General features: G+C 72.1%; 11 protein-coding genes. 3 read left to right on the plus strand and 8 right to left on the minus strand.

The genetic code is table 11. The annotated features are described in order from the left end of the window. The first annotated feature begins 47 nt into the window (after positions 1-47). On the plus strand, positions 48-593 hold the full coding sequence (locus ACP4IX_RS18585; protein ID WP_426556137.1) for an NUDIX hydrolase: 546 nt from the start codon (positions 48-50) through the stop codon (positions 591-593). A gap of 497 nt (positions 594-1,090) precedes the next feature. Then, complete coding sequence (locus ACP4IX_RS18590) at positions 1,091-1,573, plus strand: hypothetical protein (protein ID WP_426556138.1); 483 nt, start codon at positions 1,091-1,093, stop codon at positions 1,571-1,573. Between the two features lie 1,205 nt (positions 1,574-2,778). Here the strand turns inward: ACP4IX_RS18590 and ACP4IX_RS18595 are convergent. From ACP4IX_RS18595 to ACP4IX_RS18620, 6 genes are read right to left on the minus strand one after another with little or no spacing between them, the layout of a single operon-like run. Next, positions 2,779-4,050: an NADH:flavin oxidoreductase gene (locus ACP4IX_RS18595; RefSeq protein WP_426556139.1), complete on the minus strand. Its 1,272-nt coding sequence runs from the start codon at positions 4,048-4,050 to the stop codon at positions 2,779-2,781. Beyond that, positions 4,047-5,051 (minus strand): oligopeptide/dipeptide ABC transporter ATP-binding protein, encoded by a 1,005-nt coding sequence (locus tag ACP4IX_RS18600; protein ID WP_426521619.1) that lies wholly within the window; start codon positions 5,049-5,051, stop codon positions 4,047-4,049. The genes ACP4IX_RS18595 and ACP4IX_RS18600 overlap by 4 nt, the downstream gene beginning before the upstream one ends. Then, positions 5,048-6,109 (minus strand): ABC transporter ATP-binding protein, encoded by a 1,062-nt coding sequence (locus tag ACP4IX_RS18605; protein ID WP_426556140.1) that lies wholly within the window; start codon positions 6,107-6,109, stop codon positions 5,048-5,050. The genes ACP4IX_RS18600 and ACP4IX_RS18605 overlap by 4 nt, the downstream gene beginning before the upstream one ends. Continuing rightward, on the minus strand, positions 6,106-7,140 hold the full coding sequence (locus ACP4IX_RS18610; protein WP_426556141.1) for an ABC transporter permease: 1,035 nt from the start codon (positions 7,138-7,140) through the stop codon (positions 6,106-6,108). The genes ACP4IX_RS18605 and ACP4IX_RS18610 overlap by 4 nt, the downstream gene beginning before the upstream one ends. After that, a complete protein-coding gene (locus tag ACP4IX_RS18615) occupies positions 7,133-8,101 on the minus strand; it encodes an ABC transporter permease (RefSeq protein WP_426556142.1) in 969 nt (322 codons plus the stop codon). The genes ACP4IX_RS18610 and ACP4IX_RS18615 overlap by 8 nt, the downstream gene beginning before the upstream one ends. Before the next feature lie 47 nt (positions 8,102-8,148). Continuing rightward, on the minus strand, positions 8,149-9,768 hold the full coding sequence (locus ACP4IX_RS18620; RefSeq protein WP_426556143.1) for an ABC transporter substrate-binding protein: 1,620 nt from the start codon (positions 9,766-9,768) through the stop codon (positions 8,149-8,151). Positions 9,769-10,104: 336 nt separating this feature from the next. On the opposite strand from ACP4IX_RS18620, the gene ACP4IX_RS18625 reads away from it, so the two are divergent. Further along, positions 10,105-11,748, plus strand: coding sequence for a class I adenylate-forming enzyme family protein (locus ACP4IX_RS18625; protein WP_426556144.1), 1,644 nt, complete (start codon positions 10,105-10,107; stop codon positions 11,746-11,748). 130 nt (positions 11,749-11,878) lie between these two features. On the opposite strand, the gene ACP4IX_RS18630 is transcribed toward ACP4IX_RS18625, so the two are convergent. Together ACP4IX_RS18630 and ACP4IX_RS18635 are read right to left on the minus strand one after the other, a co-directional pair. Continuing rightward, positions 11,879-12,655: an SDR family oxidoreductase gene (locus ACP4IX_RS18630; RefSeq protein ID WP_426556145.1), complete on the minus strand. Its 777-nt coding sequence runs from the start codon at positions 12,653-12,655 to the stop codon at positions 11,879-11,881. A 38-nt stretch (positions 12,656-12,693) separates the two neighbouring features. After that, positions 12,694-13,335, minus strand: a complete 642-nt coding sequence (locus tag ACP4IX_RS18635; protein ID WP_426556146.1) for a TetR family transcriptional regulator — start codon at positions 13,333-13,335, stop codon at positions 12,694-12,696. Positions 13,336-13,346: the final 11 nt, after the last annotated feature.

Below are 13,346 nucleotides of genomic sequence, written 5' to 3' on the forward strand. Positions count from 1 at the left end.
GCGGGTAATGGTGGGCTCGGGTATGGGAACTCTCCGAATGCCGGGCCATGGCTTTGATCGACAGTGGTGTTCAACGCTGGCAGGCTGGCCCGATGCGGATACCCAGACGAGCAGCCAGAGTCGCGGTCCTGGACCCGGCGGGGTCGGTTTTCATGCTCCGGTATGACAACGAGGAAGTCGGCGTCCACTGGGCGATGCCCGGCGGAGGGCTGGATCCGGGCGAATCGCCGCTGCAGGCCGCTGAGCGCGAGTTGCGCGAGGAGACCGGGTGGACCGACATCGAGATCGACGGCACCCTGCTGTGCCTGTGGGAACACGACTTCACGAGGGCTGGGGTGCCGGTTCGCCAGCACGAGCACATCTTCCTCGCGCATGGTCCCCGCCGGGACCCAGTCGGCGACCTTGCTGCTTCGCATGCCGCAGACAAGATCCTGCGGTGGCGATGGTGGTCGCCAGCTGATCTGTCCGGTGGTTGTGAGCCGTTGTGGCCGCCGCAACTGCCCGAGTTGCTCGCCGACGTGCAGAAAGACGGTGCGCCGGCGACGCCTGTTGACCTTGGTTTCGTCCGGAACGGGTTGGTCAGCGGGAGCTGATCGGGGGCGGATCTCAGGAGCTGTTCCGGCGGCTGATCTCGCTGCGTAGGCGCCCCAGTCGCCGGCGGCGGCTCGCTGCCATTTGACGGCGACCGTGATGTCGATGCCGAGCGTGCGGGCGAGGACCGCGGCGGGCAGCTCGGTGGCGAGCTGGAACAGGGCAGTCGACCGGGTCTCGGCGAGCCGGATGCCGAGTTTGCGGAGCCGTTCGCCCATGGCCCAGACGCTGATCGGGCGGCCAGGCTGGCCGCCGGGGAAGAGCCAGGGTGAGTCTGTCCGGGCGAGGACGGCATGGTTCCGGCGAACCGCAACCTGCTGAAGGGCGAGCTCAGCGACGGGACTGGGCAAGTCGACGGGGACGGCGCCGAGGCGGAGGCGGACTGCTCCGTCGGTCTCCTCGACGTGGTCGACGGTGAGCCGGGAGATCGCCGCAGGCCACTGGGCATAGAGGAGCAACAGCAGGCCGGCGAGGCAGTCTTCGGACTTGAGGTGTCGTCGTGCAGCAGACGGCAGGCAGTGGCCCAGCGGGCCTCGTCGTCCATCGCCTGGGACGGGCCGTTCCATCGGACGGCCGGGAAGCTGAGATCGCGAGCAATCTTCTGGGCGAGAGCCCAGCGCACGAAGTGCCCCGCCTCTCGGCGGTGACGGACGTCGTCGCTGGTCAGCCAGCGTTCAAGATCGGCCTGACGGCAGGTCGCCAGTGTCAGGCTCTGGGCCTCGATCCAGTTGAGGAGGTGGACGGCTGCCCGCAGGTGCTGGCGGACGACGGTGAGCTGGGTGTGTGTGATGTCGTTGCCGCGGCTGCGTCGGCGAAGCCGCCGCAGGAGGTGCCAGGTCGCGTACCGGTGCAGGATTTTCCGTCCCTCGGCGGTGGTGTGGGAGGTGACGAGATCGTTCACGTGCCGTTCCAGGCGGACCATCTGCTCGTCGCGCTGGGACAGCGTGCCGGTGGCAGCCGCGACAGCGGGGCAGGCCGGTGAGCTTCGAGTGGTTGCCGGGAGCGGTGAGGCCGCAGATGGAGCAGACCAGGACTGGCAGGGGGCAGCAGTTGGGGCAGAGCGGGCCCTCGTCGGTGCGGGTGTGTACTCGCCGCCGCTCCTTGCATCCGATGCAGACCTCGGCGTTCGTGGGGTCGGTGACCAGGCAGTTCGGACACAGCGGTCGCCCTTGCTCGTCGCGGGTGGCAGGCTCGCGGCGGGCTCCGCAGCGTACGCATTCTTCAACGCGGGACTTGGCGATGCAGTTGCGGCAGACCCGCTGACCGTCGAGCGGCTTGTCGATGCGAACCACCCGGTGGCAGCGGGGGCAGGTCTTTCGGACGATCCCGGCGACACCGGCCTCGTGCAGAAGGTCGATGAACCTCAAGATGGCGCGGTGCGGGGCGAGATGGGCCTCGCCGGTCAGCAGGCGAGGGTTCTCCTCCAAGGCCCAGACCACTCGCTGGCGATAGTGGGGACGGTGGGGCGCCGACCGGTGCAGAGCCTCGGCGACCACGTCACGGTCGGCGCCCGGGGCGATCGTGTTGATCACCGTGTGGACGACCGTGGCCGGGTCACGGTCATCGTGGGCGGGACACATCGAACAGCGTGGCAGGCCCTTGCGGTCCCGGAAGGTGACGCGCCGGGTGTTGCCGCAGGCGGCGCACTCGGTGGTCTCCTTGATGCAGACCGAGCAGTACCAGTCCTGGCCCTGCCGCTGGAGGCTTCGCAGCCCCTTCCCGCAGTCCGCGCAGACCGGTGGCGAGACCGCCGTGGCGCCGGCCTTGCGAAGGGCGGTGAGGAGGTCGCCGACGGCCCGTGGCGCCGGGGACCGGCCGTCGGTCAGGACGGCGGGCCGTGTCGCCAGGAACTTGGCCAGGTTCCGTGACTTCGCGCGGCCGCCCGCCACCGCGATGACCACGGTCCGGATGGTCTCGGAACCGAGTTCGCTCTCGGCCTCCGCGACCAGGTCCGTGATCAGGCCGATCGGGTCCGCGACGGCGCGGTCGAGAGAACCGGTGGTGGTCACGGCCGGCCAACACTCTTGATCCGGGCCCGCTTTGGCCGCAGACCGCCGAGTCCTTCTGTGTCGGGGGCCGTGCCGCCGACGGCTGCCTTCTTGGGCTTCTTCATGGCCCCGGCCTCCGCACCGCCGTCGGGGATCGTCGCGCGGCCGTGGGGGCCCTCCACACCGCCGCCGGGACCCTTCACGCCACGTACCCGGCGGGCGTGCCCCAGGTGTCGCGGCGAGTGGTGCCGCGGTCCACCAGGACGCAGCGGGTGCCGGTGAAGTTGGTCGGCATGCACTTGTTGCAGTGGATGCACAGCGACGGCGTGCCGGCGTCGTCCCGCAGGCGGTTGACCAGATCGGGTTCCCGCAGCAGGGACCGGGCCATGGCCACGAACTCGAAGCCCTCGCGCATCGCGAGGTCCATGACGGGCTTGCCGGTGATGCCGCCGAGCAGGATCATCGGCAGCTTCACGGCGGCGCGGATCTGCCGGGCGTCCTCGAGCAGGTAGGCGTCCCGGTAGGGGTAGCTGCGCAGGAACCGCTTGCCGACCGTCTGCACGCCGAGCTTGATCGGCTGCGGCATGATCGCGGCGAACTCCTTGAGCGGTGCTTCGCCCTTGAAGAGGTACATCGGGTTGAGCAGGGAGCTGCCCGCGGTCATCTCCAGGGCGTCGACGGTGCCGTCCTGTTCGAGCCACTGGGTCACGGGGATGGCCTCGTCGAGCCAGAAACCGCCGGGCACGCCGTCGTCCATGTTCATCTTCGCGATGACCGCGATGCGCCCGCCGACCGCGTCGCGCACGGCCTGCATGATCTCCCGGGCGAACCGGGCCCGGTTCTCCAGGCTGCCGCCGTAGGCGTCGGTGCGGTGGTTGACCCGGGGGCTGAGGAAGGAGCTGGCCAGGTAGTTGTGGCCCAGGTGCACCTCGACGGCGTCGAAGCCCGCCTCGACGGCTCGGCGCGCGGCCTCGGCGTGTGCCCCGGTGATGCGCCGGATGTCCGCGAGGGACGCCTCCTGGGCCCAGCTGACGGTGGTGGCGTGGAAGTGCCTGGACGGGGAGAGGGCGGGAGCGCCGTTGCCCTTGGGGTTGGCGACGGGGCCGCCGTGGCCGATCTGCGCCGCGACGGCGGCGCCCTCGGCGTGCACGGCGTCGGTGAGGACGCGCAGGCCGGGCATCGCCTCGTCGGTCCAGTGGATCTGGTGGCGGTCGGTGCGTCCCTCCTTGGCGACCGCGCAGTAGGCGACGGTCGTCATGCCGACGCCGCCGCGGGCGTAGGCGACGTGGAAGTCGACGAGGTCCTTGGTGACCAGGGACCTGTGGCTGAGCCCCTCGTAGGTGGCGGCCTTGATGACGCGGTTGCGGAGCTCGACGGGGCCCAGCTTGGCGGGGGCCAGGACGTCGGGGGCCTTGGCGGCGTCGGGGGCGCGGGGGGCGTCGGGGGTGGGGGGTGTCTCGCGGGTGGTCACGGGTGGTTCCTCCTCGGTTCGGCGTGGTGGCAGGCGATCCGGTGGCCGGGGCGTATCTCCCGCTGGGCGGGTTCCTCGGCGGCGCACCGCTCGGTGGCCAGCGGGCAGCGGGTGCGGAAGCGGCAGCCCGACGGCGGGTTCAGGGGTGAGGGCAGTTCGGCGGCCGGTCCCTCGGGGGCGGTGCGTCCGGCCGCGGGTGCGGCCGGACCGAGCTGTGCCGCGGGGAGGGAGGCGAGCAGCAGCCGGGTGTAGGGGTGGGCGGCCTCGTGCTGCATCCCGTCGGAGGGCAGCACCTCGCAGACCTTTCCGAGGTACATCACCATCACCCGGTCGCTGATGTTCTTCACCACGGACACGTCGTGCGCGATGAAGACCATGCTCAGTGAGCGCCGTCGGGCCGCCGTCTCCAGCAGGTTGAGGATCTGCGCCTGGACCGACACGTCCAGGCTGGAGACGGGTTCGTCGCAGATCAGCACCTCGGGGTCGAGCATGAGGGCACGGGCGACGCAGACCCGCTGGCACTGACCGCCGGAGAGCTCGTGCGGCCTGCGGTCCCGCACGGTCGCGGGGTCGAGGCCGACGTCGTGCAGGGCGGCGTCGACGCGGGCGTCCTTGTCACGGGGGTCCCCGCCGTCGCCCCAGATCGAGGGGCCCTCCCACACCAGGTCCCTGACCCTGCGGCGCGGGTTCAGGGCGGACACCGGGTCCTGCATGATGATCTGCATCCGGGCGCGGGCGCGGCGCAGTTCCCGCGGGGCGAGTCCGGTGAGGGTGACCTCGCCGAGGCGGACGGTGCCGGAGTCGGGCGGCGGCAGCTGGATCAGGGAGCGGCCGACGGTGGACTTGCCGCAGCCGGACTCGCCGAGGATGCCCAGGGTCTCCCCCGCCGCGACCTGGAGGGAGATGCCGGAGACGGCGTGCACCTTCTGCCCTCGTCCGGCGGGGAACTCCACGACGAGGTCGGTCGCCGTCAGCGCGGGGACGTCCCGGGTGGTGGTCATACGGCCGCCTCCTCGGTGGCGCCGAGGGGGTGGTGGCAGGCGACGACGCCGCCGGTGTCGCGGTCGCCGGCGTATCCGGTGAGCGGCGGGGTCTCGGTGGCGCAGCGGTCGGTGGCGGTGGCGCAGCGCGGGGCGAAGCGGCATCCGGCGGGTGGGTGCAGCAGGTTGGGCGGATGGCCCTCGATGGTGGGCAGCAGGGTGTGCGGGGGCAGGTCCAGACGCGGGATCGAGGCGATCAGCGCCCGGCTGTAGGGGTGGCGGGGGCGGTCGAAGACGACGGCCGTGTCCGCGTACTCGACGAGGCGGCCCGCGTACATCACCGCGACGCGGTCGGTGCGGCCGGCGACGGCGGCGAGGTCGTGGCTGATGAGGATGGTCGCCATGCGCAGTTCCCCGGCGAGCGAGCGCAGCAGGTCCAGGATCTGCTTCTGCACGGTGACGTCGAGGGCGGTGGTCGGTTCGTCGGCGATGAGCAGCCGGGGGCCGCAGGCGAGGGCCATGGCGATGACGACGCGCTGGCGCATGCCGCCGGACAGTTCGTGCGGGTACTGGCCGGCGCGCCGGGACGGCTCGGGGATGCCGACCTGGCGGAGCAGGCCGACGGCTCGGTCCCGCGCCTCGGTGCGGTCGAGGCCGAGGTGGAGCCGGAGGCTCTCGGTGAGGTGGGCGCCGACCTTCTTGACCGGGTTGAGGGAGGTCATCGGGTCCTGGAAGACCATGGCGACGTCGGTGCCCCACAGGGCGCGCCGCCCGGCGGGGCTCAGGGCGTGGACGTCCTTGCCGCCGATCAGGACCGTGCCGGACACGGTGGTGCGCGGTCCGTCGGTGATCAGGCCCATGAGGGTGCGGCCGAGCACGGACTTGCCCGACCCCGACTCGCCGACGATGCCGAGGGTCTCGCCCTCGGACACGGTGAGGGAGACGCCGTCGACGGCCTGCACCGGGCCGCGCGGGGTGTGGAAGGCGGTGTGGACGCCGGTGGCGCTCAGCAGCGGGGATGCGTCGGTGCCCGGGGCGGACACCGGCGGGGTGGACACGGTCTCTCGCTCCGGGGTCACAGTTTCACGCTCCGGGAGTCCCAGCGTCCGCGAGCCTTCTCGCCGACGATGTTGAAGGCGAACACGGTGAGGAAGAGGAAGGCGCCGGGGACGAGCACGACGTGCGGGTGTTCCTCGAAGACCTGGCCCTCCCCCTCGGCGATCATGTTTCCCCAGGTGGGTGCCGGCGGCTGGATGCCGAGGCCGAGGAAGCTGAGGGAGGCCTCCGCGACGATCAGCACCGAGATCATCACGACGGCGAGGGACAAGACGGGCAGCAGCACGTTGGGCAGCAGTTCGCGCAGGAGGATGCGGGAGCGGGTGGCGCCCATGGCGCGGGCGGCGACGACGAACTCCCGGTTGGCGTAGGCCATGGTGGTGGCGCGGGCGAGGCGCACCATGCCGGGGACGGTGAGCAGCGCCAGGGAGAGGGCGACGTTGCGCAGGTGCGGCTGGAGCACGGTGGCGAGGGCGATGAGCAGGATGAGCGGGGGCACGGCGAGCAGCGAGTTGGTGGCGATGCCCACCGCCCGGTCGACGCTCTTCTGGAAGTAGCCGGCGACCATGCCGATCGCGCCGCCGGCCACGGTGCCGAGGGCGACCGCGGACAGGGAGATCAGCAGCGAGGAGCGGGCGCCGTACAGGCATCTGGCGAGCAGGTCGAGGCCGAAGGCGTTGGTGCCCAGCGGGTGGGTGCCGGTGAACGTCGGCGTGGCGAGGACGGGGGCCGCGACGGTGCTCGCGACGTCCCGGTCCTCGGCGAGCGGCAGCCACGGCGCGCAGAGGATGGCGAGGCCGAGCAGCAGGAGCCAGCCCGCGCCGCACCAGAAGACCACGTCGAAGCCGGGCCCCGCCCACAGCTTGCCGAGCCGGGAGGCGCCGGCGAGCAGCAGGCCGAGGCCGAGCAGCGCGACGGCGGCCTTGGCGGGCGTGACCAGGTGGGGCGTGGTCGCGCCGAACACCAGCAGGACGAGGCCGGCGACGGTCAGCGTCGCGGCGGTGAGCAGGGGCGGCGGGAAGGCGGTCCGCGTGCGCGGAGCGAGGTCAGACATGGACACGTCGCGTCCTCGGGTCGAGGTAGCCGTAGGAGAGGTCGATGCCGGCGTTGATCACCACGTAGATCACGGCGATGGTGAGCACGGCGCCCTGGACCATCGGGTAGTCGCCCTGGCCGGCGGCGTTGACGATCAGCGTTCCCATGCCGGGCAGCGAGAAGAGGTACTCGACGACGACGGTGGAGCCGATCAGCCGGCCGAGGCTCAGGCCGAGCAGGGTGACCAGGGAGAAGGACGAGGGGCGCAGGGCGTCGGTGAACAGGATGCGCAGCGGGCTCATGCCCTTGGCGCGGGCGGCGAGGATGTAGTCCTCGCGCAGGGTGACGATGAGGTCGCCGCGCAGTACCCGGGTGAACATGGCGAGTTCGGCGAGGGCGACGGTCAGGGCCGGCAGGAAGGCGTGGTGCAGGTTGCCCAGCAGGTCGCCGTCGCCGATCCGCACCCATTCGGAACGCGGGAACCAGCCGGCCGAGTTGACCAGCACGAGGATCAGCAGCAGTCCGGCCAGGAAGCTGGGCACGGACAGCACGCCGAAGGTGCCGGCGCCGATGATCCGGTCGGCGGCCGAGCCCTCCCGGTACGCCGACCACATGGCCAGCGGCACCGCGATCAGCAGGGCGATGAGCAGGCCGAGCGCCGCGATCTCGAGGCTGACGGGCAACGCGGACAGCACCCGGTCCATGACGTCGCTCCGCGGTGGTACGACGGACCGGCCGAGGTCGCCGGTGAGCGCGCCGCCCAGCCAGTCGAGGTAGCGGGTGACCAGGGGCTCGTCGAGGCCGAGTTCGGTGCGGAGTGCGGCGTACTCGGCGGGTGCCCGGCCGGCGCCGAGGATGTCGACCGCGGGGTCGCCGGGCATCAGGATCACCAGGGAGAACACCCCGACGCTCGCGATGAGGAGCACGCCGGCGAGTTCCAGCACCCGAAGGGCCAGTCGGCGCAGCGCGGCGGGACTCATGGTTCCTCCAGATCTGCCCGGCGCGGCCGGGCCGGGGGCCGCGGGGGTCACTGGCTGATCCAGGCCTCGCCGAAGAGGGCCATGTACTCGTCGGTCGGCACGATGCCGTGCACGTTCTCGCCCCAGGCGGTGAAGGCGGCGCTGGCACCGAGGTTGACGACCGGGACGTCCTCGTTGAACAGCGTCTGGATGTCGTCCAGGACCCGCTGGGTCTCGGCCTCGTCGGCCGCGCCCTGCAGTTCCACGAGCAGCTGGTCCATCTTCGGGTTGGCGTAGCCGCCGGGGTTGCCGTGGCTCTTGGAGTTCAGGACGCTCTGCAGGCGGTGGTAGGGGTCGCTCTCGGAGACGCTCGCCGCGCCGCGGCTGATGTCGAAGTCGTGCTCCACGTAGGTCTTGGCGACCCGGTCGGCGATGGAGGAGACCAGGTCGAGTTCGACCTTGAATCCGACCCGCTCCAGCATCGCCTTGGTGACGACGGCCTTGGCCCGGGAGACGGGGTCGGTGCCGTCCATGTAGGTGAGGGTGCCGTCGTAGCCGTCCTTCTTGGCGTCGGCGAGGAGCTTCCTGGCCTGGTCGAGGTCGATGCCGACCGGCTTCACGTCGGAGTGCCGGCGCGACTCGGGCGGGAAGATCTCCTGGCCGGGCAGGCCCTTGCCGTCGTAGGCGCGTTCGGTGTCGAGGGCGGGGTCGAGGGCCAGGGCCATGGCCTTGCGGACCCGGAGGTCCGCGCCGGGCCGGCCGTCGCGGGTGTTGATGGTGACCATGTTGCCGAGGCCGGTCAGGGTCAGTTCGCCGGGATGGCCCTCCTTGACGGCCTCGTCGACGACATCGGGGCCGCGCATGTACACCACGTCGGCCGTGCCGTCGTTCAGCGCCTCCAGCTTGGCGCGGTCGGACTGCGGCCAGGTGAAACGCAGCGCGTCGAGGTGGGGCTCGCCCTTCCAGTAGTTCTTGTTGGCCTTGAGGACCATCTCCTCCTGGGGGGCGTACTCGCCCAGGGTGAAGGCGCCGGCCCCGATCGGCTTGAACGTCTTTCCGGCGTACGCGGCGGGCGCCACGATCATGCCGGGCGCCTGGGCGAGCATGGCGGGGAAGGTGGCCCAGGAGTTGCGGAGGGTGAAGACGACGGTGGAGTCGTCGGGGGCTTCCATCGTCGCGAGGTTCGGGGCGAGCAGGGCCGTGTCGGCGCCCTTGTTCTCCTGGTACCACTCGATGCTGGCGATGACGGCCTTCGCGTCGAGCGGGGTGCCGTCGGAGAACTCGACGCCGTCGCGGAGTTCCAGGGTCCAGGTCTTGGCGTCGTCGGTGGAGCGCAGGGATTCGGCCAGCCACGGTTCGTACGTCTGGGCGGCGGTGTCGTAGCGCATCAGCACGTCGTAGACGGCGGCGAGCGCGGAGCCGCCGGAGGCACCCGTGGCGTAGGTGACGGCGGGGCTGAGGCTGCGGGCCTCGGCGTAGTCCGCGAAGTGGAGGGTGCCGCCGCGGACCGGCTTGCCGGGGTCGGGCTGCTCGCCGACGCTCCCGAAGGTGTAGCGGCCGCGTTCGGCCTTCTGCTGCTCGCCGCTGCCGCTGTCCCCGTCGTCGGGCGGGACGCACGCGGAGGTGAGCATCGCCGCGGCGGCCAGGGCTGCGGCGAGGCGGGCTCGCGCCCGTGGTGCTCGCTTCATGTGTTCCTCCAGATGTCCGGTGGCTGGCGGGGAGCGGGAGCGGAGGGCTGTCCGGGGCCGGACGAGGTGGGGGGACGCCGGGTGAGGGACGCCGGGCTGGGGGCGCCGGGTGGGGGGACGCTACGGCCGGCGAATTCCGGCCGACGTGACGTATCCCACTCACCGGGAGCCCGTGGGGACGGGGCCGGGGAGGGTGCGGCGGCCCTTCGGGACCCGTCCGTGCCGTGGCACGGTGTCCCGGTGACCGGAACCGCCCGGGCGGTGATGCCCGGTACCGGGCCGACACTGGCCTCGACCGCGATCCCAGTGGAGTTCCCGACGCACCAGGAGTCCCCGATGCCCAGCGACACGGATCACCGCACCGCCGCCTCCGCCCGAGTGGCCGCGCTCACCGGCCCGGGCGGTCCGTTCGAGCTTGCCGACGACGACGTGCTGGGCACCCCGCTGCCCGTGTTCCGCCACCGGCAGCGGGCCCTGCACGAGGTGCTGCACGCGTCCGTCGCGCACGCCGACCGCGACTACGTCGTCACCGCGGACCGCCGCATCACCTTCGCCGACCACGCGGCCCAGGTCTCCTCGCTGGCACGGGTGCTGCGCGAGCGGTACGGCGTCGCCGAGGGCGACCGGGTGGCCATCGCCGCCGCCAACTCCCCCGAGTGGATCCAGACCTTCTGGGCCACGGTCTCGATCGGCGCGGTGGCCGTCGGATTCAACGCCTGGTGGTCGGCGCGCGAGATGGCCCACGGCCTCGGGAACGCGGAGCCCGCGCTGGTGATGGCCGACGCCAGGCAGTCGGCGAAGCTGACCGACTGCACGGTGCCGGTGCTGTCCGTGGAGGACGACGTACGCCGCTTCCTCACCGAGCATCCGGACGCGCCGCTGCCGTCCGCGGACGTCGCGGAGGACGATCCGGCCGTCATCCTCTACACGTCGGGCACCTCGGGCCGCCCCAAGGGTGCCGTGCACACCCATCGCAACCTGCTGGCCGTCGTGGAGTACCACCGGCTGAACGACGCCCTGCTGCGGGAGTTCGGCGACCCGCTGGCCCCCGAGGACCGCGTCCACCTGCTCACCCTGCCGCTGTTCCACATCGCGAGCCTGCACAACCTGGCGGTGCCGCGACTCGCCACGGGCAGCCGGATCGCCCTGCACCAAGGGGCGTTCGACGTCGACGCGGTGCTGGGCATGGTCGAACGGGAACGCGTCACCAACTGGGGTGCGGTGCCCACGATGGCGCACCGGCTGCTCGAACACGGCCGGGCCGACCAGTACGACACGTCGTCGCTGACGGCGTTCGCGCTGGCCTCGGCGCCGTCGTCGACCGAGTTCAAGGAGCGGCTGCGGCGGGAGCTGCCGTTCGCGAAGGACTCGCTCGTGGACAGCTACGGGCTGACGGAGTCGTGCACCGCCGTCGCCGCCGCGAACCCGCAGGAGCTGGCGGTGGCGCCCGGCACCCTCGGCCGGCCCGTGACCGGCGTCCGGCTGGAGATCCGCGGCCCCGCCGGCGAGGTCGTCGGGGAGGGCGAGGAGGGCGAGGTGTGGGTGCGGAGCATGTACAACATGCTCGGCTACTGGCGTGATCCCGAAGCCACCGAGAACACCATCGGTACGGACCGCTGGCTGCGCACCGGGGACCTGGGGTACCTGCGCGAGGGCCGGCTGTTCCTCGTCAGCCGCCGCTCGGATCTGATCATCCGCGGTGGTGAGAACGTCTACCCGGCCGAGATCGAGACGGTGCTGGCCGAGCATCCGGACGTCGCGGAGTGTCTGGTCCTGGGTGTGCCGCATCCCGATCTCGGCCAGGAGGTGGCCGCCGTCGTGGTACTCGGGCCGGGGGCGACGGTGACCGAGGAGGCGCTGCGGGAGTACGCGGCGAACGAACTGGCGTACTTCAAGGTGCCGGGGCGCTGGCGGCTGACCACCGACGGGCTGCCGCGCAACGCGACCGGCAAGGTGATCCGGCACTCGGTGCGGGTCTGAGTCCGCAGGCGGGTGGTGCCCCGGCCGCCGCACGCGGCCGGGGCACCCTTGTGGTCCAGGGCTACAGCCTTGTGGACGCCACCCTGTGGTTCAGGGACACCACCTCGTGGTCCAGGAGTCCTGGGGCGGCTCAGAAGTCTTCCGGCCCGCGCAGCGTCGCCTCGGCGCCTCCGTCGACGTAGAGCACCTGACCGGTGATGTGGCTGTTGTCGTCGGAGGCCAAGAACAGGACGGCCCGTGCGACGTCCTCCGGCTGGAGGTAGCCGTTCAGCGGCATCGGGACAGCCGTGTCCATGACCTTCTTCGTCTCCGGGTCGTCGAAGAGGCCCGCACTCATCGGGGTGAGCACGATGCCGGGCGCGACCACGTTCACGGGGATTCCGGCGTCGGCCCAGCCCTCGGCGACCGCGGTGCGCCGCGCCCACTGCGCGAGCGCCGCCTTGGACGAGGGGTAGAGCTGCCGCGCGCGGCCGTCGGCGACGGCCCGTTCGGCGTGGGCCAGGGCCTTGTCCTCGTCGGCGGCCAGGCAGGCGGCGACGACGTCCGGGTCCGCGGGCCGGGTGCCGGAGACCGAGCCGATGAGGACGACGCGGGGCCGCGGGGCCGCGGCGAGCGCCGGGCGCAGCGCCGTCACGAACTCGGTGGTGCCGAAGTAGTTGACGGTGACCATCGCCGTGCCCGGTAGGGAGGTGCCGGCGCAGGTGACGACCGCGTCCACCACACCGTCGGCGGCCTCGGTCGCCGCCGCGGCGGCAGCCGCACGGCCGTCCGAGGTGGACAGGTCGGCGTCGACGTCGCCGCCGCGCAGGTCGACTCCGATCACCCGGTCTCCCCGGGCATGGAGCAGGGCGGTGAGAGCGGCACCGATCCCGGAGCCCGATCCGGTGACGACGACGTTGCGTGGCATGGGGTACTCCTCGGGTCGGTGGGTGATCCGCTCGCACCCTAGTCACCCAGGCCCTGGTGGAGCCCGTCCGCTCCCGGTGACCGGGCGGGGCCGAGCAGGAGCCGGCAGGCCAGCCTGATGCCGTCCTGCGCCGCCTCGGCCGAGGAGCGTTCGTACAGGATGGTGGTGAGGAGGCCGTACCAGGCCTGCTGCAGGATGCGGACCACGCGGCGGTCCCGCTCGGTGGGGTCGCTCACTCCCGCCGTACGCAGCACCAGGTCGGCGAGGATCTCGTCCGTGCGGCGGGCCGGGCCGCTCTCGCCGACGGGTGCGACGTGGTGGGAGTGCATCATCGCGAGCGCCAGCAGCGGCTGTTCGAAGAGCTGCCTGCTCGCCCCGGTGAGCAGGTCGGTCACGGCCTCCACCCGCCCGGTGCCCGGCGGCGGCGCCGGGATGCCGGCGTCGAGGCGGAGTATCCGAGCGCGCATGACGGCGGCGAACAGGTGTGTCTTGGAGGGGAAGTAGCGGTACAGGGTGGCGATCGCGACGCCGGACTCCCGGGCCACGTCGTGCATCTGCATCCCTTCGAGGCCGTGCTTCGCGCCGAGGCGCGCCGCGGACCGCAGGATGCGGGCGTGGCGCCGGCGCTGCTCGGCCGAGGTGGGGCGCGCGGGGGTTCTCTCGCCGGTCGTCCGGGGCACGGTCAGGTTTC

Origin of the sequence: Streptomyces sp. WG5, from assembly GCF_049974565.1 — a bacterium.
Taxonomy (GTDB): Bacteria; Actinomycetota; Actinomycetes; order Streptomycetales; family Streptomycetaceae; genus Streptomyces.

Bases quoted from the DNA above. Each gene is read 5' to 3' on its own strand.
- ACP4IX_RS18585 (WP_426556137.1), top strand. From the start codon at position 48: ATGGCTTTGATCGACAGTGGTGTTCAACGCTGGCAGGCTGGCCCGATG.
- ACP4IX_RS18600 (WP_426521619.1), bottom strand. From the start codon at position 5,051: ATGACCACCACCCGGGACGTCCCCGCGCTGACGGCGACCGACCTCGTC.
- ACP4IX_RS18610 (WP_426556141.1), bottom strand. From the start codon at position 7,140: ATGTCTGACCTCGCTCCGCGCACGCGGACCGCCTTCCCGCCGCCCCTG.
- ACP4IX_RS18615 (WP_426556142.1), bottom strand. From the start codon at position 8,101: ATGAGTCCCGCCGCGCTGCGCCGACTGGCCCTTCGGGTGCTGGAACTC.
- ACP4IX_RS18620 (WP_426556143.1), bottom strand. From the start codon at position 9,768: ATGAAGCGAGCACCACGGGCGCGAGCCCGCCTCGCCGCAGCCCTGGCC.
- ACP4IX_RS18625 (WP_426556144.1), top strand. From the start codon at position 10,105: ATGCCCAGCGACACGGATCACCGCACCGCCGCCTCCGCCCGAGTGGCC.
- ACP4IX_RS18630 (WP_426556145.1), bottom strand. From the start codon at position 12,655: ATGCCACGCAACGTCGTCGTCACCGGATCGGGCTCCGGGATCGGTGCC.